This window comes from Leisingera thetidis, assembly GCF_025857195.1.
Lineage (GTDB): Bacteria > Pseudomonadota > Alphaproteobacteria > Rhodobacterales > Rhodobacteraceae > Leisingera > Leisingera thetidis.
The window spans coordinates 2,655,662-2,678,631 of record NZ_CP109787.1 but is presented as its reverse complement, the minus strand read 5'-3'; the positions used below and the strand labels follow the sequence as shown (position 1 = coordinate 2,678,631).

Here is a 22,970-nt window from a genome sequence, read left to right as displayed (position 1 = left end):
CCTTGCTGCGGAGGCTGAGCACGGATAGGTTGCGGGTAAGCATTTTCACCAACCGGTAATTACTGACATGCTGCGAAAATACGGCCGCACTTTTCACTTGCCGCAGTCACCAGGGGCAACCAGCGATGACAAGATCCTGCAGGATGCCTCGGCGCTGCTGGCGGAGCCTGAGGTGGTCATCACCGAGAAGATGGATGGTGAAAACACCACGATCCATTCCGGGGGCTGCCATCCGCGCAGTCCGGATGCGCGCTATCATCCGTCGCGGGACTGGATGAAGGCATTTGCTGCCGGGATTTCTCCTTCTTTGCAGGAAGGGGAGCGAATTGTCGGTGAATATCTTTATGCCCGTCATGCCATCGCCTATGGCGCGCTGCCCTCGTATTTCCTGGGCTTTGCCTGGATCGTGAATGGCGTGGTTCAACCCTGGGAAGCGACATTGGTCCGGTTTGGTGAATTGGGGATTGTGAGCGTGCCGGTGCTGTACCGGGGGCCGCCTTCGGAAACTGTGCTGAAAGAGACCATATCCGGGCTGGACCTTGAGACGCAGGAAGGGTTTGTGATCCGTGCAGCAAGAGGCTTTGCCGAAACGGAAATGCAGAGCCTGCTGGCCAAGTACGTCCGTGCGGACCACGTGCAGACAGAGGTGCATTGGATGAACGCGGAGATCACAAGAAACGGCCTCAGCTGAGGCCGCCCGCTTCTTCTGGCTGGAAATATCCCGGGGGTCTGGGGGCAGCGCCCCCAGCCGTCTCCTGCGCGGGGTCAGTCCTGCGGTTTAACGACCCGGTTCACATGGCCCATCTTGCGGCCCGGCTTGGCCTCGGCCTTGCCATAAAGGTGGATGGCGCAATCCGCTTCCCTGGCCAGTTCCGGAATGCGGTCCACGTCATCGCCGATCAGGTTTTCCATCACCACGTCGGAATGCCGCTGGCCGTCGCCCAGCGGCCAGCCCGCCACCGCGCGGATGTGCTGCTCGAACTGGTCGGCGGTGCAGCCGTTCTGGGTCCAGTGGCCGGAGTTATGCACCCGCGGCGCGATCTCGTTGACGATCAGCCCCTGCGGGGTGACGAACAGCTCAACCCCCAGCACGCCGACATAATCGAGCGCGTTCAGGATCTTGCCGGCCATCAGCACCGCATCCATGCGCTGCGCCTTGCTGAGGCGCGCGGGCACGGTGGTGGTGTGCAGGATGCCGTCGCGATGGACGTTCTCGCCGGGATCGAAACAGGCGATCTCGCCGCCGACGCCGCGGGCCGCGATCACCGAGACCTCGTGGCTGAAAGTGACGAAGCCTTCGAGGATCGAGGGCGCGCCGGCCATGGCCGCGAGTGCTTCGGCAGCGTCTTCCGGCGCCTTGATGCGGGCCTGGCCCTTGCCGTCATAGCCGAAGCGCCGGGTCTTCAGGATCGCGGGCGCGCCGATTACGGCGAGCGCCGCATCGAGGCTGGCCTCATCGGTGATGTCGGCAAAGGGCGCCGTTTGCAGGCCGAGGTCCTGCAGGAAGGTTTTTTCGGTCAGCCGGTCCTGGCTGATGCGCAGCGCCTCGCGCCCCGGGCGGATCGGCTTGTGCGATTCCAGCAGATCGAGGGCGGAGGTCGGGATGTTCTCGAACTCGTAGGTGATCACGTCCACCGAGGCCGCAAAGGCGGCCAGCGCGGCGGCGTCCTCGTAGCCTGCGGTGGTCAGGCGGTCGGCGACATGGCCCGCGGGCGGGTTCAGCCCGGGCTCGAAAATATGCGTCCTGAAGCCGAGCCGGGAGGCCGCGACCGACAGCATCCGGCCGAGCTGGCCGCCGCCGAGGATGCCGATCACGGCGCCGGGGGAGAGCATGTCAGTCATCGGCGGGTTCCTCCGGGATCGAGGCGGAGAGCGCCGCGCGCCAGTCGTCCAGCCGCTGCGCCAGCTCCGCGTCCTGCAGCGCCAGGATGCCCGCGGCCATCAGGCCCGCGTTGGCGGCACCGGCCGCGCCGATCGCCATGGTGGCCACCGGGAAGCCCTTGGGCATCTGGACGATGGAATAAAGCGAGTCGACGCCGGACAGCGCCCGCGTCTGCACCGGCACGCCGACCACCGGCACCCGGGTTTTGGAGGCCACCATGCCGGGCAGGTGGGCAGCCCCGCCGGCACCTGCGATGATCACCTGCAGCCCGCGCTCTGCCGCGGTCTTGCCGTAGGTCCACAGCCGGTCCGGGGTGCGGTGGGCAGAGACGATCTTGGTCTCATAGGCAACGCCCAGTTCATCCAGGATATTGGCGGCTTCCTTCAGGGTCGGCCAATCGGATTGGCTGCCCATGATGATGCCCACTTTGATGTCGGCCATGGCTTGTTGGCTCCTGTCGCGGCTTGTGGAGCGCGCACTATAGGGAAACTGGGATTCGGTGCAATGCGGGCGGGCGCGGATTCCAAGGGTTTCGGGCCTTTATTCGCGTGCTTTGGCGCTTTGCCGCAGCCCGTGCGCAGGGGAGGCTCCCGCCCGCGCGGGATGCAGCAGAGCTGCACCGCCTTGCGGTTGGGCGTGGCGCCGCGCGGATGCGCGGCGCGGGCGGCGCGCAGGGCCGGGCGGCAGCCGCAGCTGCGGGTCAGCGCTCCTGCGGCAGGATCAGGTTCAGCAGCAGGCCGGCCACACCCGACAGGCCGATGCCCGCCAGGGTGAAGCCTTCGCCGAACTGCAGCGTCAGCCCGCCGAGGCCGATGATCAGCACGGTGGAGACGATCACCATGTTGCGCGCCTGGGTCAGCGCCTCGCCCAGTTTCGCCAGCACGCTGAGGCCGACCACGGTGACCATGCCGAACAACAGGATCATGATGCCGCCCATCACCGGCATCGGGATGGTTGCCAGGGCGCCCGACAGCTTGCCGATGAAGGAGAGCGCGATGGCGAACAGCGCCGCCCAGGTCATGATCGCCGGGTTGAAGGCGCGGGTCAGGGTGACGGCGCCGGTGACCTCGGAATAGGTGGTGTTGGGCGGCCCGCCCAACAGGCCCGCGGCGGCGGTGGCGAGGCCGTCGCCAAGCATGGTGTTCTGGATGCCGGGTTTCTCCATGTAGTCGCGCTTGGTCACATTGGAGATCGCCAGGATGTCGCCGAAATGCTCGATCGCGGGGGCGATGGCGACCGGCAGGATGAACAGGATGGCGGCCAGGTTGAACTCGGGCGCGGCAAAGCCGGGCACCTTGAACCAGGGCGCGCCGGAAAGGGCGGCAAAGCTGACCAGGCTGTCGCCGGTTGCCGCGCCCCAGACCAGCGCCGCGGCATAGCCCGCGGCGACGCCGGCCAGGATCGGCACGATGCGCATGATGCCGCGGCCCAGGATCGCGGTCAGCATGGTGGTGCCGAGCGCGATTGCGGCCAGGATCAGCGCGGTGCTGCGCGGCATCACCTGGGTCTCGCCGGCCAGGCCGGTGGCCATGTTGACCGCGACCGGCGCCAGCGACAGGCCGATCACCATGATGACAGGGCCGACCACCACCGGCGGCAGCAGCCGGTGCAGGAAGCCGGTGCCGAAGGCGCGGATGGCAAAGCTGAGCAGCACATACAGCAGCCCGGCCGCCGCCAGCCCGCCGGTGGTGGCCGCCATGCCCCAGGTCTGCACGCCGTGGATGATCGGCGCGATGAAGGCAAAGGAGGAGGCCAGGAACACCGGCACCTGGCCGCGGGTGGCGATCTGGAAGATCAGCGTGCCAAGGCCCGCGGTGAACAGGGCGACACTGGCGTCGAGCCCGGTCAGCAGCGGCACCAGCACCAGCGCGCCGAAGGCGACGAACAGCATCTGGGCGCCGGCCAGCGCCTGTTTCGGAGTGAAATTGTAATCGGCGTCCTGCGCGGCAGGCGCCGGGGCGTGATCCCTCGTGGCGGTCATGTTCGGCTCGCTCTATGCGGTGTTGCGGACCGTGCGCGGGCCGCCGCCGGGGCGGCTCTGGCACGAATTCGGGCTGCTCCTAACCGCAAATGCGCGCTTTGGCCATCCATTTGGCGGCCGGCGCTACGGGGCCGATGCGGGCGCCCGGTGCGGGGCCGGTGCGGGGGCGGTGCGGGGCCGGTGCGGGGGCGGGCGCTCAGAGCGGCCAGAACAGCGGAATGGCGGCAACCGAGACCGCGCCGGCCAGGATGTTCATCGGCAGCCCGAGGCGCAGGAAGTCGGTGAAGCGGTAGCCGCCGGCGTTGTAGACCAGCGTGTTGGTCTGGTAGCCGACCGGGGTGGCAAAGCTGGCCGAGGCGGCAAACATCACCGCGATCACGAAGGGCCGGGGATCCGCGCCGAGCGCGGCGGCAAGACCGGCGGCCAGCGGCGCCATCAGCACCGCGACGGCGTTGTTGGAGACCAATTCCGTCAGCACCGAAGTCGCGGCATAGACCAGCAGCAGCGCCACCCAGGGCGGGCTGCCCTGCAGCGCCGGGGCCAGGGCGCCGGTGGCCAGCGCGATGACGCCGGAATTGTCCAGCGCCTTGCCCAGCACCAGCATCGACACGATCAGCAGGATCAGCCGCCCGTCGACGGCGGCCATCGCCTCGTCGGCCTCGATGCAGCCGGTGGCCAGCACCAGCGCGGCGCCGATCAGCGCCAGCGGCAGCACCGGCGCGGCGCCGATGGCGGCCAGCAGCACCACCGCCGCCAGCACCGCGATTGCCAGCGGCGCCTTGGCCCGGCGGTAGGCGCGGGCCGGGCTGGGCGCCAGCTGGATCAGCCGCTGGTCGGCGGCCAGCCGGGCGATGTCCGCGGCGGCGCCGTCGACCAGCAGGGTGTCGCCGGCCTGCAGCGGGGTGTCCTCGAGCCGGGCGCCGACGGTCTCGCCGCGCCGGTGCAGCGCCAGCGGGTAGACCCCGAAGCGGCGGCGCCAGCGCAGCGCGCTCAGCCTGCGCCCCGCCGCCTTGGAGCCGGGGGCGACCAGCAGCTCCATCAGCTGCGAGCGGCGCAGGCCGGCGGCCTCCAGCCCGGGCAGCAGCAGGCCGCGGGCGGCGCCGTCGCGCAGGCCTGCGATCTCGGTGTCGCGGGTCTTGAGCACGATCACGTCGCCGGGCTGCAGCCGCACCGCCGCCAGGTCCCGCCGCAGCGAGGCGCCGCCGCGGATCACGTCGGCGACCCGGCCGCCGCCGCGTTTCAGCGCCTGGATTGCCAGCGGCGCGGTGCCGGTCAGCGGCGAGCCCTCGGGGACGAACAGGTCGGCCAGCCAGGCGCGGCTGTCGCGCCCGGCGGCGCCGGAGAGCACGGTGCCGCGGTCCGGCAGCAGCCGCGGCGCCGCCAGCGCCAGGAAGGCGGCGCCCGACAGCGCCAGCAGCAGCCCCAGCGGCGCGATCTCGAACAGGCCGAAGGGACGCATCCCGAGGTCGCGGGCCAGCCCGTCGATCAGCAGGTTGGTGGAGGTGCCGATCAGCGTCACCGTGCCGCCGAGGATCACCATGAAGGACAGCGGCATCAGCAGCCGCGACGGCACCGTGCCCAGCTGCCGGGCAAGGCCGATGGCGACCGGGATCAGCACCATCACCACCGGCGTGTTGTTGAGAAAGGCGGAGGCCGCCGCGGCGGTGCCCATCAGCGCCGCCACCGCCAGCGCCGGGCGGCGCCGGGCCAGCCGCGACAGCGCCGCGATCATCACCTCGAGCGTGCCGGTGCGCACCAGCGCCGAGCTGAGGATGAACATCGCGGCAATGGTGGCCAGCGCGGGGTTGGCGGCGGCGGCCAGCACGTCATCGGCAGAGGCCAGCCCCAGCGCCAGCGCCACCGCGGCGCCGAAAAAGGCGGTGACCTCTGCCGGGCGGCGTTCGCTGAGAAAGGCGGCGAACACCGCCAGGATCAGCGCCAGCGCGGCATAGGGGGCGGCGGGGCCAAGGTCAAAGAACATCGGCGGGCAGTCCTGCAAGGCCGGCGGCGGCCGGCGCGGAAGGAGCGCCGCGGGCGGCGGCGCGGGCGGCCGGCAGCAGGCCGCGGCCCGGTCGGTGCGGGCCGCGCCGCCGTCCGGTCAGGGGGGCGCTCAGGCGATGATGTCCGGGGTCAGGCGGTCCTCGATCAGGGCGATCTTGTCCTTGAGGGTGAGCTTCTGCTTCTTCAGGCGGCGGATCGTCAGCTGGTCGGCGGTGCCGCGCTCTTCCAGCGCGCTGATCGCCTCGTCCAGATCACGGTGCTGCCTGCGGAAAACCTCCAGCTCAACTTTCAGGACCTCATCGGTCTTCATCGACACATCTGTGGGGGCGTTCATGGGCGACTCAATCAGGCTGGTGAATGAAGTATGGGCGAAGATACTTCGTTAACAGCTTTTCCGCTAGACCTATGGGCACATGCTCTTGTGAATCCAGCAGGAACTTCCCATATTCTTCTGGAAGCGGCTGCCGTCAGCGGGGCCGTGCGCATCCGTCGCTTTGGCATAAAGGACGAACAACGTGTCGAAACTTACCTTGGGCTCCTACCCGCACATGCTGGGGTTCGAGCAGCTGGAACGCTTGCTGGAACGCTCGGCCAAGTCGGGCAATGAAGGCTATCCGCCGTATAATATCGAACAGACGTCGGAGCATTCCTACCGCATCACCCTGGCCGTGGCCGGTTTTGCCGAGGAGGATCTGGCGATCACCGTCGAGGACCGCCAGCTGGTGATCCGCGGCCGCCAGCGCGACGACAGCGAGGGGCGGGTGTTCCTGCACCGCGGCATCGCGGCGCGCCAGTTCCAGCGCATGTTCGTGCTGGCGGACGGCGTCGAAGTCGGCGAGGCGGTGATGGAAAACGGGCTCTTGCATGTGGATCTGACCCGTGCCCGGCCCGAAACCGTGGTCCAGACGATCAGCATCAGAAAGGGGTAAGAGCAATGCATACACCGTTTGACTTCAAAGAGGGCGCAGACCGGACCGTCTATGTGAAGGCGGTTGCGGTGGCGGATCTGCCCAAGGAAGTGCAGGACAGCGCGGGCGAACGCGAGCTGCTTTATGCGGTCCATGACGCCGGAGGAGAGCAGCTGGCGCTGGTGGCCGACCGCCGGATGGCCTTTGTGCTGGCGCGGCAGAACGACATGACGCCGGTGCCGGTGCACTAGGCGGGGCTTGGCGCCTGTGCATTGATCCTGCCACAGGCACCGCTGCATTTGCCGGAAACCGCTTGATATTTCAGCAGTCAGGCTCCCATTCTGGGGGCCTGGTTTGTTTCAGGGAGGCTGTTTCATGATCCTGGTTCTCCGGCTTGCCGCTGCGGTGCTGGGCTTGGCAGTGCAGGCCGCACCTGCTGCAGCCGATCCGTTTGTGGAATGCGTGCAACGGCAGCTGGCCGGGTTGGGGTTGGATCCAGGGCCCGCCGATGGGCTTGTGGGACCCAAGACCCGCCAGGCCTGGCGGCAAATGAAAGAGGAACAGGGGGAAAGGCTGCCAGCTGGCCTGCAAGCCCTGCCACCGCTGAGCAGGGCGGAGGCAGTCCATTGGTGCCGCGAACTGCCGGTGCTGCGGTATTCTTTGAAACAGTATTTGCCCAGCCGCCAAGCTCCGGTGGTTCAGGCTCAGGACAGTCTGGTCGAAGCGGCTCTGCGGATCAACCATAGCAAGGTGATGACCTTTATGACCCGTGACATGGGGATGCCGATGGCGACCCGGCCTGGCATCGCAGCGGCCAGCAGTGCCAGCGCCATGACCCGGCAGATGAAGCAACTGGTCCGGCAGCTTGGCTGGCGTCCGGTGAGGTTTACGAAACCGATCCAGCGTGCGTGTACTATTGAGCGCGGGTACTCGGCCAAGGCATTTCCGGGGATGTTCTTTATTTGCTGGGCGCAAGAGAGTGCTTACGATGAGGATTGGCTGAAGAGCAGCTACCGCTGGCTTGGTCCTGTCATCGCCCATGAGTATGTGCACCTATGGCAGGCGGAGGTTACCGGAGAATACGGTCTGCGCAAGCGGCATCCTGCTGTCTGGGGCAAGGAAGGCGTCTTGTGGCTGGATGAAGGTGCCGCAGAGCTCGTGCGCGAAAAGTTTCTGGATGCTCATGGCTATGCAAAGCCGGAGCGGATGGAGGTTTTGCGCTGGAAAGCCAGAGCTTCAGGGAGCAGGCTGCGGGACCTGCGCGAAGAACGAAAGAGCCTGTCCTATGAGGCCTATGACCTGGCGCATTATGCGGCTCGGGTGCTGGCTGCGCGCCACGGGGAAGACGCGGTATTCAGTTACTGGCGGAAACAAGGGGCGGGCCTTTCCTGGCGGCGCGCATTTGAGGAGAGTTTCGGGTTGCCGGTTGAGCAGTTCGAGGATGAAATCGGGGAAATGCTTGGGGCGGGAGATGCACGTCCCGGCAAGGAGATTTCCAAAAGGAAGAAGCTATGAACAGGTTTGATTTCGACTGGGTGGATGCATTTTCGGACCGCGCCTTTGGCGGCAACGGCTGTGCGGTGGTGCATGGCGGGGCGCATCTGCCGGAGGCGGTCTGCACCGCTTATGTGCGGGAGACCTCGCTGGTGGAATGCACCTTTACCGGCCCGTCGGAGGCGGCGGATGTGAAGGTGCGCTATTTCCTCGCCAGCCGCGAGATCCCCTTTGCCGGCCATCCAACCATCGCCACGGTGGCGGCGATGCGGGACCGGGGGCTGTTCCAGGGCGATAGTATCACGCTGGAAACCGGCGCCGGGATCGTGCCGGTGCGGCTGGACGGCGGTCTGATCGAGATGACCCAGGTGGCGCCGGAGTTCGGCCCCTTTGCCGATCCGGAACTGGTGGCGGCGGCGGTGTCGCTGCCGGTGGAGGCGATCGCGGGGCGGCCGCAGAAGGTCTCCACCGGGCTGCCGTTCTGCGTCACCGTGCTGAAGAGCCGCGCCGCACTGGAGGCGGCGGAGCTGAACCTGGAGGCGCTGGCGGTGCTGGGCAAATCGATTGGCGCTGACGGCATCGACATGATGGAGCCGTTTCTGGTGGTGCTGGAGGGGGCGACGGAGGCGGGCGACACCTTCTCGCGCCTGCTGATGGCGCCGCCGAGCCCGCCGGAAGACCCGTTCACCGGCTCGGCCACCGGCGCGATGGCATCCTACCTGTGGCGCCACGGGCTGATGCAGAAGGCGGAGTTCACCGCCGAGCAGGGCCACGGGATGGGCCGCCCCGGCCGGGCGCGGGTGGCGCGGGTTGGAACGCCGGAGGCGATTGAGGGCGTGCGGGTGGCCGGCAAAGGCTTTGTGCTGATGCGCGGCACGGCGGATCTGCCGGAGGCGCTGTAGCCGCCGGCAGGGCGGGCAACGGTGTCCGCTCTGCCGGCGCCCAGCCTCCTTGCGTGCTGTCCGGTCCGGGGCGCCGGCGGGCGGCTCCCTTTTTCCGACTTGCCCGCCGATTGCGCCAGCGGGCAGCCGTGCCGCCTGTTGCGGCGGGATGCGGCAAGCTAGGCGGCGGCGTTCTTGGCCAGCCAGTTCAAGATCGCGCCGGTGGTCTCCTGCGGCTTCTCCTGCTGTATCCAATGGCCGCAGTCGAGGCTGACCACGTCGGCGTTCGGCACGAACTCGGCCAGGTTTTCGGATTTCGGGATCGCATCGCGGTCGCCGTAGATCATCAGCGCAGGCTGGTGAATGACGGGATCGGCGTCCGCCAGGATGTGCCAGTTACGGTCGAGATTCCGGTACCAGTTGATGCTGCTTGTGAAGCCTGTCTTCTCAAACGCGGCAATGAAGACCGCGAGGTCGCCGTCATGCATCACGGGATCGCCCAGCGGGTGTTCCGCCTGGGCGAGGTTGATCATCATCATGCCGGGCGCGGGCGGCGCCGGGGGCAGATTCTTGCGGAACAAGTTGCGGAGGAAGCCGGGCGCGTTGCTGTCCAGCACGGCGTCCGCGACACCCGGCTGCCGGTTGAAGTGAACGAAATAATTGTCGCCTCCGAAAATCTCCTCCATGAACGCGATCCAGGGTTTCGGGGTGCGCGGCTGGTACGGCAGGGCCAGGTTGATGATCCTGGACACCCTGTCCGGGTACAGCTGCGCCATCCCCCAGACCACATTGGCCCCCCAGTCATGGCCAGCAAAGACGGCGTCTTTATAGCCATAGTGGTCGAGGAGGGCCGCGAGATCGGCGGTCAGCTTGCCGATGTCATACTCCGTGACCTCTGCCGGGCAGGCCGAGTTTCCATAGCCGCGCTGGTTGGGGACAATGACATGATAGCCCGCAGCGGCAAGGGCGGGCATCTGATGCCGCCAGGAATAGGCATGCTCCGGCCAGCCGTGGCAGAGCACTACCGGCCGGCCGGCATTCTCTTGGCCAGTTTCGAAAACTTCAAGCTCTACGCCGTTTGCCGGCACAAATGCGGGGGCGGGGAAATTGTCTGGGGTAAGCATCGCGTTGTCTCCTTGCTGAACATGCCGGACAGGGCTTAAGCTCTTACGGTGACAAATTTTGACACCATTCAGTGGTAACCGACGGAAATGAATACCCGCATCCGCCAAGACGCCATTGTCCGCACTCTCCGCCGCAACGGGACCTCGACTGCCGGCGCCTTGGCGCGCGAAGTTGGCGCTTCGCGCCGCACGGTCCTGCGCGACATCGCAGCGCTGCGGGACGAGGGATACGTCATCCATTCCGAGCCCGGCCGCGGCGGCGGGCTCTATCTTGATCCGGAGTCGGTCCAGACCACGGCCCGCCTGTCCGTGGCCGAAGTCTTTGCGCTTCTGATCAGTGTCGCGAGCATGCGGGCGGCCGGGAACCTGCCGTTCTCGGGCCTGGCCGACACCGGGCTGGCCAAGATCGAGAAGTCGCTGCCTTCGGACAAGGTCCGCGACCTGCGCCGGTTTCTGGATTGCCTCTACGTCGGGACGCTGGCGCCGCAAGTCGGCATTTCCGATCTGGGGCAAATGGATCGCGCGCTGTTGTCCGCCTTTGAGCCGGCGTTTCTGAAGCGGCTCCACTTGCGGTTCCGCTATCGCGACGCAAAGGGGGCCGAAACCACCCGGCAGGTTGAGCCGCAAGCCATGCTGATCCTGCCGCCGATCTGGTATTTGGTCGCCTGGGACCCGGCGCGGCAGGACTTCCGGCATTTCCGGATGGACCGGATCAGCGAGCCGGAATGCGTCGAGGGCGCAACGTTTCGAAGGCGGCACGTGACCTTTGACGATGGTGTGCGCCCGATCCGCTAACAGGCTTGGCCGGCGGACGCAGGCCGCGCGGGATCCGCCGAAGCGCGCGCAGGGGCGGATCAGAAAACCTTCGCCAGAGCCGGTCGTCCCAGGAATGAAAAACGGCCCGCCAAGGGGCGGGCCGTTCCTGTTTCTCGCTGCCGTCAGGCTCAGGCCTTGATCAGACCCATGCTTTCCAGCTTCAGCAGCACCTGGTGGGCGCAGTTGTCGACGTCGACGTTTTCGGTCTCGACCGACAGCTCCGGGTTCTGCGGCACGTCGTAGGGGTCGGAGATGCCGGTGAACTCCTTGATCTTGCCTTCGCGGGCCAGCTTGTACAGGCCCTTGCGGTCGCGGCGCTCGCATTCCTCGATCGTGGTGGCGACGTGCACTTCGACAAAGGCGCCGAAGGCTTCCACGTCCTCGCGCACCGCGCGGCGGGTGGTGGCATAAGGCGCGATCGGCGCACAGATGGCGATGCCGCCGTTCTTGGTGATCTCGGAGGCGACATAGCCGATGCGGCGGATGTTGAGGTCGCGGTGCTCTTTCGAGAAGCCCAGCTCGCTCGACAGGTTCTTACGAACGATGTCGCCGTCCAGCAGGGTGACCGGGCGGCCGCCCATTTCCATCAGCTTGACCATCAGCGCGTTGGCGATGGTGGATTTGCCGGAGCCGGAGAAGCCGGTGAAGAACACGGTGAAGCCCTGCTTGGAGCGCGGCGGCTTGGTGCGGCGCAGTTCCTTGACCACCTCGGGGAAGGAGAACCACTCGGGGATTTCCAGGCCTTCGGCCAGGCGGCGGCGCAGTTCGGTGCCGGAGATGTTCAGGATGGTGACGTTGTCGCGGTCGGCGATTTCGTCGTTCGGCTCGTACTGGGCGCGCTCCTGCACATAGACCATGTGCTTGAAGTCGACCATTTCGATGCCCATTTCCTTCTGATACTCGCGGAACAGGTCCTGCGCGTCATAGGGGCCATAGAAGTCGTCGCCGGCGGAGTTCTTGCCGGGGCCTGCGTGGTCGCGGCCGACGATGAAGTGGGTGCAGCCGTGGTTCTTGCGGATCAGGCCGTGCCAGACCGCCTCGCGCGGGCCGGCCATGCGCATCGCCAGGTTCAGCAGGCTCATCGAGGTGGTGGCGGCCGGGTATTTGTCCAGCACGGCTTCATAGCAGCGCACGCGGGTGAAGTGGTCGACGTCGCCCGGTTTGGTCATGCCGACAACCGGGTGGATCAGCAGGTTGGCCTGGGCTTCGCGCGCGGCGCGGAAGGTCAGCTCCTGGTGGGCGCGGTGCAGCGGGTTGCGGGTCTGGAAGGCGACGACCTTGCGCCAGCCCAGCTTGCGGAAGTAGGCGCGCAGCTCGTTCGGGGTGTCGCGGCGGCCGCGGAAGTCATAGTGGATCGGCTGCTGGATGCCGGTGACCGGGCCGCCCAGGTAGACCTTGCCGGCCTGGTTGTGCAGGTAGTTCACCGCCGGGTGCGCGTCGTCATCGGCGCCAAAGACCTTCTCGGCCTCTTTCGCCTTGTTCGGCACCCAGTTGTCGGTCACGGTCATGGTGGCGAGGATCACGCCTTCCTGGTCGCGCAGCGCGATGTCCTGGCCCGGCTCCAGCGAGGCGGCAAAGTCTTCGGACACATCCAGGTTGATCGGCATCGGCCACAGGGTGCCGTCGGCCAGACGCATGTTGTCGACCACGCCGTTGTAGTCCTGCTCGGTCAGAAAGCCCTTGAGCGGGTTGAAGCCGCCGTTCATCAGCAGTTCGAGGTCGCAGATCTGGCGCGGGGTCAGGTCCCAGCTGGTCAGTTCTGCCGCTTCGACTTTCAGTTTCTGCGCGCTTTCATAGGAAACATAGAGCTCTGGAATGGGAGCCAGGTTGCTTTGCATGGGATGGGTCCTGTGCTTGAGAGGGGGCAGGCCGCTTGCGGTGCCGGTAAGTTCCGCGTGCAGCGCGTTGTATTCTGCGAGCTTGCGGGCGAGGAATTGATCGGTGAGACGCACTTTTTCCGCTGCACCCCGGGAGGTCAGCGAATAGGCAAACCGCTGCCGCTTGTCGGGGCCGGGGCGGCTGCTGACGGTGATCAGGCCGGAATCCGCGGCCACGCGCAGCTGCGTGTTGAGCCGCCCCAGCGAAATCCCCAGCGCCGCGGCGGTGGTCCGCTGCGACGCATCCGGCGCCGCATCAAGCTGGCGCAGGAGACGGAAGAGCAGGTCTTCCCCTTCGGGGCTGGGTGTTTCCAGGGATACGGTCATGAGTCAGCGGCGGTCAGCGGGTCAAAGTGTGTTCACGCGTGAACGCATTGCATGGTTTGCTGCGGAAGCAAAGTGCAAATCGGGCCGGATTGCGGATTTTTGCCTGCGTGGCATTGCGGCAACGCAGGCGGGCCGCGCGGCAGAAAATTCTCGCCGGGCTTGTTTGCCGGCATGCTTCATGCGGGCGGTGCCGGTGCGGCGAAACAGGTGTTCCCAAAGAGGCGCCGCCGGCTCAACGCTGTCCCGCGGCCAGGGTCCGCGGCAGGGCGGCGGCATGCTCCACCGGCAGGGCGGACAGCGGCTCGGCAACGCCCCGGAGCCGGAATTCCCGCAGGGCAAACCCGTCCAGGCCGTATCCGGCGGCCTGCAGCACGCGGGCGGAAATCAGCAGTTCGATTCCCAGCTCCTTGGTCTGGGCCTCCAGGCGGCTGGCGGTGTTGACACTGCCGCCGATGATGGTGCGCGGCGCATGGCCGGCGCTGCCGATCTCGCCCAGCACCAGTTCGCCCAGATGCAGGCCGATGCCGATGCGGATTGCCGGCTCGCCGTCCGCCGCCAGCTGCGCGTTGAAGTCCTGCAGCGCGGTGCCGATGGCGGTGGCGGCATCTAGGGCTGCGCGGGCCGAGCGGGCGGGCGTCTGCGCTTCGAACAGCGCCAGCAGCCCGTCGCCGAGGTATTTGTCGACGGTGCCGCCGGCCGCCACGATCGCGGGCACGATGGCGTCGAAGAAGCGGTTGAGCAGGAACACCACGTCATAGGGCAGCTGGCCTGCGGTGCGGGCGGTGAAGCCGCGCATGTCGAGGAACAGGATCGCCAGCTGCTGTTCGCTGCCCTGGCTGGCATGGGCGCGGCCCTTGCGCCCGTCGGGGCGGAACATGCGGGTGACGGTGAGCGGCGCCTGGGGGCGGATCTGGCAGGCCAGCCGCATGTTGCCGGGCGCCTTGACCGCGGCCAGGCTGCGGGCCTCGGGCGGCGCGGGCGGCGGCAGGTCTTCGGCGCCGTCGTCGATCACCACCCGGCAGGTGGTGCAGCGCCCCTTGCCGCCGCAGAGCGAGGTGTGCTGGACGCCGTGGGCGCGGGACATTTCCAGCAGCGTCATACCGCGTTCGGCGCGGATCTCCGGCCCGAAGGCATAGCGGATCTGCACGGCGCGGCGGCGCCGCAGCAGCCGGTTCAGAACATGGGCCGCCGCCGCCAGCCCCAGCAGGACCAGAAAGGCCGTGAACCAGCGGCCATCCGTCTGGTACAGGGCGGCGAAATCGTCGCGGCCGGGCCAGTTGAAACCGGCCATCAGGTCCGGCCGCCGGCTGCCTTCAACGAACAGATCATAAATCCGGCGGCCTTCGGTCAGCAGCCCGGCCAGGGCAAAGCCGGGGACAAAGACGGCCAGCCCCGCCATCCAGGGGATCAGCCGCCGCCACCAGCGGGTCAGCCGCAGCCAGTAGTGCAGGCCGATGCAGCCGTGGATCCACACCGCCAGCAAGAGCGCGCTCTGCTGCCAGACCTCGGGCGAGTTCCACATCAGCACGATGACATAGGGCATCTCGTCATTGACGCCGTAGATTTCGTGGGAATAGCGGGTGAACACCAGATGGCTGAGCAGCTGCAGCGGGATCAGGAAGCCGAGCAGGGTCTGCAGCGCCTCGCCAAAGCGCAGCTTCAGGCTGCGGCGGCGGCCCAGGTTCCACAGCGCCAGCCCGGCATGCAGGATCAGCGCGGCATAAAGGACCAGGCTGCCCAGGAGGCTGCGGGTGATCAGCTGGCGGATGTCCTGGAAGTCCGCCATCCAGGCCGGCGACAGCAGCCCCAGGCCGATGTTGATGAAATGAAAGAAAGCATAGGTGAACAGCACCAGCCCGGAGATGATCCGGGTGCGGCTGATCCAATTGCCTTGCCAGAGCGCGCCTGCCACCCCAGGTTCTCCCGTGCCGCGGTTCCCGGGGTGCAGACTGCGGGGCGCGGGCGCGGCGGTCAAGGCGGCAGGGCGGTCAGGCGGCCGCCATGGCCGCCAGCAGGCGGCTTTCGTTCTGCTTCATGACCATGCGGGCCGCCGGGTAGGCGCTGCCGCCGGCATGGTCCAGGCCGGGGAACAGCTCGAGGATCTCCTGCCGCGCGGCTGCGCCGCCGTGGCTGAGCAGGCGGTCGCCGGGCTGGAAGCTTTCGCTCCAGAGGCCGTTGGAGAACACCGCCTGGTGGCGCTCGAACAGCAGGTGCACGTAGGTGGTCCGGGCAACCTGCTGCCGGGCAATGCCGGCAGCGGCCTGCAGATGGCCGGCCGCGGAAAACACTTCCGGCTCGCCGAACAGGACCTGGCAGGCCGCGCCCTTGAGCAGCAGCCGGTGCTGCGGCGAGACCCAGAGGTCCTGTGCAGGCTGGCCGGGGCCGAACGCATGGGCGGCGATCCGCACCGGCTGCAGATGCGGGCAGGCCTGCATCCAGCCGGGGGTGATCTGGCGGATCCCCACCCAGAGGACGGGCTGAAAGCCGTTGTCCCGGGTCAGCACCCGGTCGCCGGGGCGCAGGCGCTCTACCGGGCGCAGGCCCTGATCGGTGCAGATGGCGGTGCCGGACACGAAGCAGGGCACAAAGCTGTCGTAGTCCGAGGATCCCGAGTTGCTGCCGGAGGTCTTCTTGTAGCGGGCGCCGTCCTTCAGCGGGGTGTCGGTGGAAAACCCCCAGACGTCCTGGGTGTTGCCGTTCTGGGAGAACACCGTGATGGTGATGACCGGGCCGAAGGGGTTTCCGTCGGCATCGAGTTCCTGCACGTAGTGATGCGATTCGGCTTCGACCGGCGTGCCGCTGGCCACCATGGAGCCGCCGTCGATGATGGTGTGGCTGCCGGCCATGTCGTCTTCCATCGTGTCGGCATCGCCGCCGGTGTCTTCCAGGGTGACCTGTTCGATGGCATAGCTGGAATCATAGGTGAAGATCGTGCCGGCCGGCGTGTCCGAGTTGTTGATGATCGAGCTGCCCGACGTCATGTAGGGGGAGCTGCCATCCACGGTGAAAGCATCCGCGTTGAACGCGCTGAGAGTACGAATGGCCATCTGGGTCCCCGCCGGCTGCAAATTGCTTTGCGTTGATTTTCCGGTGGTTTTGCAGTGATTCCGCTAATGCCGGGTTAAAGCGGACCCGGGAAACCTGCGGCTGCCCGAAACGCGGCCCGGAGCGGCGGAAAATGTCTGATGGCGTGGGGGGCTGTCGGCTTTCTGGCGGTCTGCCGGCCGCGCCCGGAGGCTGTGCACAGCTTCGGGGCTTATTGTGGCGGGGCCGGGCGTGCAAAAGACCGGCCCGGGAGGGTCCGGGCGGCCGGAAGAGGGCTGGCTTAAGGGGCGTCGGGGATTATCCGCTTCCCGGGGAAGGAGGCGCGGAACAGGCGGCCAGCGCGGCGCAAATCCCGGCACAGGCCAGAACGATGCGGATCTTGGCAATGCTCATCGGGAAACTCCTTGGTTGAAATGCAACGGCAGGACCCTGAAGCCATCCGGCTGCGGAAGGCAAGGCTGAGTCGCTTTCAATGTGCGGAGAAAGAGGCGGGGACCGGGTCACCGGGGGTTCCGGGCGAGCAGAACAGCGCGCGGCCCGCAGCAGATGAGGGAACCCCGGCGTTGACCGGGGCTCCCTGTCGGGTGCTTAGTCCTGCTCGGCCAGGAAGCGTTCGGCGTCGAGTGCCGCCATGCAGCCCATGCCGGCCGAAGTGACCGCCTGGCGGTACTTGTGGTCGGTCAGGTCGCCGGCCGCATAGATGCCGGGGATCGAGGTTTCGGTGGAGCCGGGCTTGACCTTGACATAGCCGCCGTTGTGCAGCTCCAGCACGTCCTTGACCAGCTCGCTGGCGGGGGCGTGGCCGATGGCGATGAAGACGCCCTTGCAGGGGATTTCCTTCACCTCGCCGGTCTGCACGTTCTTGACCACCACGCCTTCGACGCCCAGCGGATTGTCGGTGCCGACGACCTCTTCGAGGGTGTGGAACCACAGGGTTTCGATCTTGGGGTTCTTCATCAGGCGGTCCTGCAGGATCTTCTCGGCGCGCAGCTCGTCGCGGCGGTGGATCAGGGTCACCTTGGAGGCGAAGTTGGTGAGGAACAGCGCTTCCTCGACAGCGGTGTTGCCGCCGCCGATCACCACGATCTCCTGGCCGCGGTAGAAGAAGCCGTCACAGGTGGCGCAGGCCGAGACGCCGAAGCCCTTGAACTTCTCTTCGCTCTCAAGCCCCAGCCATTTGGCGCGCGCACCGGTGGCCAGGATCACCGCGTCGGCGGTGAAGGTGGTGCCGCTGTCGGCCTTGGCCACGAACGGGCGCCGGCTGGTGTCGAGCGAGGTGATGTAATCGCCGATCACCTCGCAGCCCATCGCCTCGGCGTGCTCCTGCATCTTGATCATCAGGTCGGGGCCCTGCACCTCGGTGAAGCCGGGGTAGTTTTCCACATCGGTGGTGGTGGTCAGCTGGCCGCCGGGTTCAATCCCCTGGACCAGGATCGGCTCCAGCATCGCACGGGCGGCATAGACCCCCGCGGTATAGCCTGCAGGCCCGGAGCCGATGATCAGAACCTTGGTGTGGCGCGTCTCGCTCATGTTCGTCCCTTACGTAAGCAGCATGGCGGGCTTGCCGCCGTCAGGAAATGCATATAGCGGCAGGACCCGCGGGCTTAAACCCCCCAGCCATTGCATGCCGTGGAATGCGGATTTGCGGGCGCCGCGCGGGATTGCGGCTTGCACCTTCGGAGTGCAAAGAATATTGCGCGATGATGAAACATTATTGCGCGGCCCGGCGGCGGTGCTATAAGAAACGCAAAATCCACAGGAGTTTCCAGCATGGTCACAACCCGTCTTGATCCGATTGATCGCAAGATTCTGTCGGAGCTTCAGGCCGATGGGCGGATGACCAATGTCGAGCTGGCCAAGCGGGTCGGCATTTCGGCACCGCCCTGCCTGCGCCGGGTGCGGGCGCTGGAGGAGGCCGGGCTGATCCACGGCTACCACGCGGATGTGAACGCGCGTGAGCTGGGGTTCGAGGTTCAGGTCTTTGCCATGGTGGGGCTGGAAAGCCAGGCCGAGGTGGAGCTGAGCGCGTTCGAGGAAAAATGCCGCAGCTGGCCGCTGGTGCGCGAGTGCCACATGCTGAACGGCGAGGTGGATTTCATCCTGAAATGCGTCTCTCCAGATCTCAGCACCTTTCAGAGCTTCCTGACCGGCGAGCTGCTGACCACGCCGAATGTGGCCAGCGTCAAGACCTCGCTGGTGATCCGCGGCGCCAAAGACGAGCCGGGCGTGCCGTTCGAGGTGCTGGAGGAGCGGCTGGCGCGCGAGGCCTGAGCGGCGCCGCCCCGACAGCCTGACAGGCAGCGGCCGGGCAGGGGATTGCCCGGCTTTTTCGTTCCGGCGGGTGCTGCCGCCTCCGCTCGGCCTAAAGGATCGCCGGGCCGGGCCTGCTGCCATGATCGGCCCTGGGGCAGGCCAGCGGGCCGAACTCCTGGATGCTGTCGGCATGGGCAAACAGGTTCAGGAACAGCGTCTTGATCGCATAGCTGGCCAGTTTCAGCGCGTCGGGGCCGGGGTGGTAGGTCTCGAACTCCAGCCCGCCCACGCTGATCACCGCGTGCCGCGGCAGGCACAGGTGATACATGTCCACCGGCGTCGGCGGCGCGGTCTCGAAGATGCTCATGCCGTCCTGAAATTCGGCAACCGGGGTCAGCAGCAGCGCGTCTGCCGTGCGCTGCACATGCGGCGGCGCCCGCAGCAGCCGGGCGGCGGGGCCCGCGACCAGGCTGGAGGCGGGTTTCTGCAGCCCCAGGCTGTCGGCCATGAAGCTGGTCAGGCGGTGGCTGCGGCCGCGGCTGCCGGGCCGGGCGGGCAGCAGGCTGGTATGGCCGATCCAGACCAGCGGCTGGCTGCCGCCGCCGCGGGTCAGGATCTCGTCGCCGGGCAGCAGATCCTCGACCGCGACCGGGCCGCCGGCGGTTTCCACCAGCGAGCCGCGGGAAAACGCGCAGAAAGCGTCCTCGAACAGCGGCAGCGCCGGGGCGATGTGGCGGGTTTCCGAAATGGCGCCGCTGGGCAGCAGGCTGCTGACCTCATAGCGCCGCAGCTGCGGCTTGCAGGCGGAGCGCAGCGCTGCCGGATCCTGCAGGAGCGCATTGGCCTCAACGGCATTGGCTGCAGCCCTCTGCAGCGAGTGGGGGATGGTCATGGCTGGCGGACCTCTCCTTTCAAACTGCCCGTTTGCATCGGCCCCCACCGGCAATACAGACGTGCTTGAACGATATGTATGCGCTGAATTTGGCGGGATTTAATTCGAATTGTCAAAAAATCTGAAGCAAACTGGTTAACGCCTGGCCGGCCCTTGCGCCGCTGCGGGCGGATCCCAGCGGCAGGCCGGGACGGGGGTAAGGCGATTCGGATAAGAAAGTGTCAAACGGCGGCGGGTGCTGGTTCCGGCCGGTTGGGTGCCCCGGCGGCGGCTGGCCGGACCGGCGCCGCGGCGCCGGGGGCAGTCCGCCGCCGGGGCACCCGTCCCCGGCGTCAACCCAGTTTCCGCTTGGGCGCCTGGCCGGCACGGCGGCGTGCGGCGGTCCAAGGCAGGGTCACGGTCTCGCTCTTGGCGGAGCGGATGATGGAGGCAATGAAACGCTTGTTCATCTTCATGGTCGGTCTGTCCTTCGCCCGGCAGCTGAGCCCTGATGCAGGGCCGCTGCTGTTTGTGTTGTTCTGACCTCTTTATGAGTAATCTTTGCGCCTTGAATGTGACCCGGCGTGGGCATTTATCCCCGCGGACAAGGGATTGAACCGCCTGCGGGGGCGGTGCGGGCGGCGGTGTTCAAGGTTCTGAATTTCAAAGGGAATTATGCCGGGTGGCGCAGCGGTCCCCGGCCGGGCGGCGGAGAATGCGGCGGAATTTCAGAAAATCCGCCACAATTTCCCGGGTTAACGCGCGCTTAAAGCCGGATGCAGGAGATCAGGCGGCCGTAATCGGCCTCTTTCGCGTGGGTGGCGCGGCGGAAGGAGTAGAACTTCTGCGGGTCCGAATAGGTGCAGTGGCGGGTCCATTCGGCGGCGCCGGCGCCGGCCTGGCGCAGCTTGTGCAGGCCCAGGCCCGGCAGGTCGAACAGGTAGCGGCCGTCTTCGCCATTGGCAAAGAAACGGGCATAGCCGTCGTCCTGCATCATGAAGTCGTCAAAAAATTCCGGGCCGACCTCATAGGCGCGCTGGGAGATGGTGGGGCCGATCACCGCCGCGATGTTTCCGCGCCGCGCGCCGAGGCCTTCCATCGCCTCCAGTGTCGCCTCCAGCACCCCGTCGAGGGTGCCGCGCCAGCCCGCGTGGGCGGCGCCGATGACGCCGGCCTGCGGATCGGAGAACAGCACCGGCTGACAGTCGGCGGTCAGGATCGCCAGCGCCAGCCCCGGCACATTGGTGACCATCGCATCCGCGCGCGGGCGGTCCGGCGAGGGGCCGGTGATCACCGCCACATCGGCGCTGTGGACCTGGTGCACAGCACTCAGGTTCTCCGGCGGCACCTCCATCGCGGCCGCCACGCGGGCGCGGTTGATCTGCACCGCCTCGCGCTGGTCGGAGGAGCCGAGGCCGCAGTTGAGGCCGGAGAAAATGCCCGAGGAAGCCCCGCCCCGGCGGGTGAAGAAACCGTGGCGCACCGGGCCAAGCAGATCGGACGTGAGAATTTCAAGCGTCATGGGTTCAATCCTGGCGGAGGGGCGGCCTGCGAGGGATAGAGGCCTAGAACTTTGAACAGGTTTCCCATTTCATCGGGGTGCGTCAACCGCCGATGTGCGGCAACCAGGCTTTCCAGCGGCGCACCCTGCAGCGGCCCGGCGAGGGCGCGGGCGCGATCGGTGATGCCCAGCCGCTCCAGGAACACGCCCTGGGGGGTGAGCCGGCTGAAGGCGCAACCTGCGGTTTTTGCAGCCATTGCCAGCGCTTCGAAGTCGACATGGGCGGTGAGGTCGGCGGCGCCGGGGGTGCTGAGGGGATCGGCGGGCTGATGCGCGCGCAGCGCCTGCAGGGTATCGCCGAGCGCGCGCCAGTCGCCGTAATCGACGATCAGCGCGGCGCCGCCGTGGCGGGCGATTCGGGCCGCGATGGCGGCGGTGACGGGGGCGGCGGCCTCGCACAGCTCGACCAGATCGCCGTCGCGGGTGTCCTGCAGCCGGTGCGCCAGCGCGGGCTGCGGCGCGGCGGGGCCGAGGCCGAAGCTGAGGGCGCCGTGCTTGAGGCCGATGCGCTTTTCGCTCCAGCGGCCGCCTGCGCGGAGGAACTGGCGGATGGGCAGCGCGTCGAAGAACTCGTTGGCAATCAGGAACAGCGGCTGTTCGGGCAGGGCGTCCGCGGTGTCCAGCCATGCGGGGGCGCAGCCCTCCAGCGCGCTGGCCTGGGCCGCGCGCAGGGCGGGCGAGGCCTCGACCAGGCAAATCCGCATGGCGGCGTGAAAGCCGGGCACGCCGCGGGTGGCGCGCAGCAGATCCGCCATCAGGGTGCCGCGGCCCGGCCCCAGCTCTGCCAGAGTGAAGGGGGCGGGCGCGCCCTGATCGAGCCAGGATTGCGCCAGCGACAGGCCCAGAAGCTCTCCGAACATCTGGCTGATTTCCGGTGCGGTGGTGAAATCGCCCTTGGCGCCCAGCGGGTCGCGGGTGGTGTAATAGCCGAACTGCGGATGCAGCAGGCAGTCGCGCATGTACTCCGCCACCGACACCGGGCCGTCGGCCCGGATGCGGGCCGTCAGGTGGTCCAGCAGGCTCATGCCGCGCTCCGGGCGGCGGGGCGGGCGCGGAGCAGGAACCAGAGGCCGATGGCGATCATCGGCAGCGACAGCGCCTGCCCCTGGGTGAGGCCGAAGCCGTCCAGATGCCAGGCGAGGCCCAGCGGATTGCCGGGGGTGACGAACTGGGCATCGGGCTGGCGGAAAAACTCGACAGTGAAGCGGGCAAGGCCGTAGCCCGCCAGGAACACGCCGAGCAGGCGGCCCGGGGTGCGGAAGGCGCCGCGGCGCCAGGCCAGGTACAGCAGCACGGCACCGAGGATCAGCCCCTCCAGTACCGCTTCATAAAGCTGGGAGGGGTGGCGGGCGCAGAGCGCGCCCAGGGCCTGGCCGCAGTCCTGCGCCGCCGGGCCGGGGAAGGCGACGCCCCAGGGCAGGCCGGTGGGGCGGCCCCAGAGCTCGGCATTGACGAAATTCGCCAGCCGCCCCAGCAAGAGCCCCGGCGGCACCGTGTGGGCGACCAGATCGGAGATCTGCAGTTTCGGGATGTTGTGGCGCGCGGCAAAGATCAGGGTGGCCAGAACCACGCCGATCAGCCCGCCGTGAAAGGCCATGCCGCCCTGCCAGATCTTCAGGATCTCGGCTGGATTGGCCAGGTAATAGGCGGGCTGGTAGAACAGCACGAAGCCGAGCCGCCCGCCGAGGATGACGCCGAGGATGATCCAGGTCAGCAGGTCCTCGACCTGTTCGGGCTTCATCGGCGGCTGCTGGGCGGGCCACAGGCCGGGGCGCCGCAGCGCCGCCACCGCCAGCCGCCAGGCGATGACGATGCCCGCGATATAGGCCAGCGCGTACCAGCGCAGGGCGAACTCGAAGGAGCCGAGGGAAATGGTGAAAATCTCGGGCGAGAGGTCGGGGAATGGGATCATGGCCTGCATGGGCGTCTGAATGCCTCTGGTCTTTGGG

General features: G+C 67.5%; 22 protein-coding genes. 7 read left to right on the top strand and 15 right to left on the bottom strand.

Features of this window, described 5'->3' with window-relative positions; all coding sequences use genetic code 11:
* The first annotated feature begins 67 nt into the window (after positions 1-67).
* The gene (locus OKQ63_RS12860) at positions 68-691 is read left to right on the top strand and encodes an RNA ligase family protein (RefSeq protein WP_264210473.1); all 624 of its coding nucleotides are present in this window, start codon (positions 68-70) and stop codon (positions 689-691) included.
* Positions 692-765: 74 nt separating this feature from the next.
* Here OKQ63_RS12860 and OKQ63_RS12855 read toward each other — a convergent pair whose 3' ends face one another.
* The 5 genes from OKQ63_RS12855 to OKQ63_RS12835 all read right to left on the bottom strand — a co-directional run bounded on the left by OKQ63_RS12855 (position 766) and on the right by OKQ63_RS12835 (position 6,198).
* The gene (locus OKQ63_RS12855) at positions 766-1,842 is read right to left on the bottom strand and encodes a 5-(carboxyamino)imidazole ribonucleotide synthase (protein ID WP_264210472.1); all 1,077 of its coding nucleotides are present in this window, start codon (positions 1,840-1,842) and stop codon (positions 766-768) included.
* Entirely contained in the window at positions 1,835-2,323 is a 489-nt protein-coding gene (gene purE / locus OKQ63_RS12850; RefSeq protein ID WP_264210471.1) for a 5-(carboxyamino)imidazole ribonucleotide mutase, read from the bottom strand. Before purE ends, OKQ63_RS12855 begins: the two co-directional genes overlap by 8 nt.
* Positions 2,324-2,582: 259 nt before the next feature.
* Positions 2,583-3,863: a uracil-xanthine permease family protein gene (locus tag OKQ63_RS12845; RefSeq protein ID WP_264210470.1), complete on the bottom strand. Its 1,281-nt coding sequence runs from the start codon at positions 3,861-3,863 to the stop codon at positions 2,583-2,585.
* A 196-nt stretch (positions 3,864-4,059) separates the two neighbouring features.
* Positions 4,060-5,844 carry an SLC13 family permease gene (locus OKQ63_RS12840; RefSeq protein WP_264210469.1) on the bottom strand — a complete coding sequence of 595 codons (1,785 nt, stop codon included), beginning with the start codon at positions 5,842-5,844 and terminating at the stop codon, positions 4,060-4,062.
* A gap of 129 nt (positions 5,845-5,973) precedes the next feature.
* On the bottom strand, positions 5,974-6,198 hold the full coding sequence (locus tag OKQ63_RS12835; RefSeq protein ID WP_264210468.1) for a YdcH family protein: 225 nt from the start codon (positions 6,196-6,198) through the stop codon (positions 5,974-5,976).
* Between the two features lie 181 nt (positions 6,199-6,379).
* Here OKQ63_RS12835 and OKQ63_RS12830 point away from each other — a divergent pair, with 181 nt between their 5' ends.
* From OKQ63_RS12830 to OKQ63_RS12815, 4 genes are all read left to right on the top strand, one after another.
* Complete coding sequence (locus tag OKQ63_RS12830; protein ID WP_264210467.1) at positions 6,380-6,793, top strand: Hsp20 family protein; 414 nt, start codon at positions 6,380-6,382, stop codon at positions 6,791-6,793.
* Positions 6,794-6,798: 5 nt separating this feature from the next.
* Positions 6,799-7,023 (top strand): DUF1150 domain-containing protein, encoded by a 225-nt coding sequence (locus tag OKQ63_RS12825; protein WP_264210466.1) that lies wholly within the window; start codon positions 6,799-6,801, stop codon positions 7,021-7,023.
* 124 nt (positions 7,024-7,147) lie between these two features.
* Positions 7,148-8,287, top strand: a complete 1,140-nt coding sequence (locus OKQ63_RS12820) for a peptidoglycan-binding domain-containing protein (protein ID WP_264210465.1) — start codon at positions 7,148-7,150, stop codon at positions 8,285-8,287.
* Entirely contained in the window at positions 8,284-9,168 is an 885-nt protein-coding gene (locus tag OKQ63_RS12815; protein WP_264210464.1) for a PhzF family phenazine biosynthesis protein, read from the top strand. Before OKQ63_RS12820 ends, OKQ63_RS12815 begins: the two co-directional genes overlap by 4 nt.
* 158 nt (positions 9,169-9,326) lie before the next feature.
* On the opposite strand, the gene OKQ63_RS12810 is transcribed toward OKQ63_RS12815, so the two are convergent.
* Positions 9,327-10,271, bottom strand: a complete 945-nt coding sequence (locus tag OKQ63_RS12810; protein WP_264210463.1) for an alpha/beta fold hydrolase — start codon at positions 10,269-10,271, stop codon at positions 9,327-9,329.
* Positions 10,272-10,358: 87 nt separating this feature from the next.
* Between OKQ63_RS12810 and OKQ63_RS12805 the strand changes: the two genes are divergently transcribed.
* On the top strand, positions 10,359-11,066 hold the full coding sequence (locus OKQ63_RS12805; protein ID WP_264210462.1) for a helix-turn-helix transcriptional regulator: 708 nt from the start codon (positions 10,359-10,361) through the stop codon (positions 11,064-11,066).
* Positions 11,067-11,215: 149 nt separating this feature from the next.
* On the opposite strand, the gene OKQ63_RS12800 is transcribed toward OKQ63_RS12805, so the two are convergent.
* The 4 genes from OKQ63_RS12800 to trxB form a co-directional block, all read right to left on the bottom strand.
* On the bottom strand, positions 11,216-13,291 hold the full coding sequence (locus tag OKQ63_RS12800; RefSeq protein WP_264210461.1) for a bifunctional sulfate adenylyltransferase/adenylylsulfate kinase: 2,076 nt from the start codon (positions 13,289-13,291) through the stop codon (positions 11,216-11,218).
* Between the two features lie 232 nt (positions 13,292-13,523).
* Positions 13,524-15,203 (bottom strand): adenylate/guanylate cyclase domain-containing protein, encoded by a 1,680-nt coding sequence (locus OKQ63_RS12795; protein ID WP_264210460.1) that lies wholly within the window; start codon positions 15,201-15,203, stop codon positions 13,524-13,526.
* A 76-nt stretch (positions 15,204-15,279) separates the two neighbouring features.
* Positions 15,280-16,338 carry a Hint domain-containing protein gene (locus tag OKQ63_RS12790; protein WP_264210459.1) on the bottom strand — a complete coding sequence of 353 codons (1,059 nt, stop codon included), beginning with the start codon at positions 16,336-16,338 and terminating at the stop codon, positions 15,280-15,282.
* 586 nt (positions 16,339-16,924) lie between these two features.
* Entirely contained in the window at positions 16,925-17,866 is a 942-nt protein-coding gene (trxB, locus tag OKQ63_RS12785; protein WP_264210458.1) for a thioredoxin-disulfide reductase, read from the bottom strand.
* A gap of 240 nt (positions 17,867-18,106) precedes the next feature.
* On the opposite strand from trxB, the gene OKQ63_RS12780 reads away from it, so the two are divergent.
* Positions 18,107-18,607 carry an Lrp/AsnC family transcriptional regulator gene (locus tag OKQ63_RS12780; RefSeq protein WP_058286001.1) on the top strand — a complete coding sequence of 167 codons (501 nt, stop codon included), beginning with the start codon at positions 18,107-18,109 and terminating at the stop codon, positions 18,605-18,607.
* A gap of 91 nt (positions 18,608-18,698) precedes the next feature.
* On the opposite strand, the gene OKQ63_RS12775 is transcribed toward OKQ63_RS12780, so the two are convergent.
* The 5 genes from OKQ63_RS12775 to lgt form a co-directional block, all read right to left on the bottom strand.
* Complete coding sequence (locus tag OKQ63_RS12775) at positions 18,699-19,481, bottom strand: Hint domain-containing protein (RefSeq protein ID WP_264210457.1); 783 nt, start codon at positions 19,479-19,481, stop codon at positions 18,699-18,701.
* 332 nt (positions 19,482-19,813) lie between these two features.
* Entirely contained in the window at positions 19,814-19,936 is a 123-nt protein-coding gene (locus OKQ63_RS12770; RefSeq protein WP_264210456.1) for a hypothetical protein, read from the bottom strand.
* A 290-nt stretch (positions 19,937-20,226) separates the two neighbouring features.
* Positions 20,227-20,982 (bottom strand): peptidoglycan editing factor PgeF, encoded by a 756-nt coding sequence (gene pgeF, locus OKQ63_RS12765; RefSeq protein WP_264210455.1) that lies wholly within the window; start codon positions 20,980-20,982, stop codon positions 20,227-20,229.
* On the bottom strand, positions 20,979-22,046 hold the full coding sequence (locus OKQ63_RS12760; protein WP_264210454.1) for a class I SAM-dependent methyltransferase: 1,068 nt from the start codon (positions 22,044-22,046) through the stop codon (positions 20,979-20,981). The genes pgeF and OKQ63_RS12760 overlap by 4 nt, the downstream gene beginning before the upstream one ends.
* Positions 22,043-22,942, bottom strand: a complete 900-nt coding sequence (gene lgt, locus OKQ63_RS12755; protein ID WP_264210453.1) for a prolipoprotein diacylglyceryl transferase — start codon at positions 22,940-22,942, stop codon at positions 22,043-22,045. Before lgt ends, OKQ63_RS12760 begins: the two co-directional genes overlap by 4 nt.
* Between the last annotated feature and the right edge of the window lie 28 nt (positions 22,943-22,970).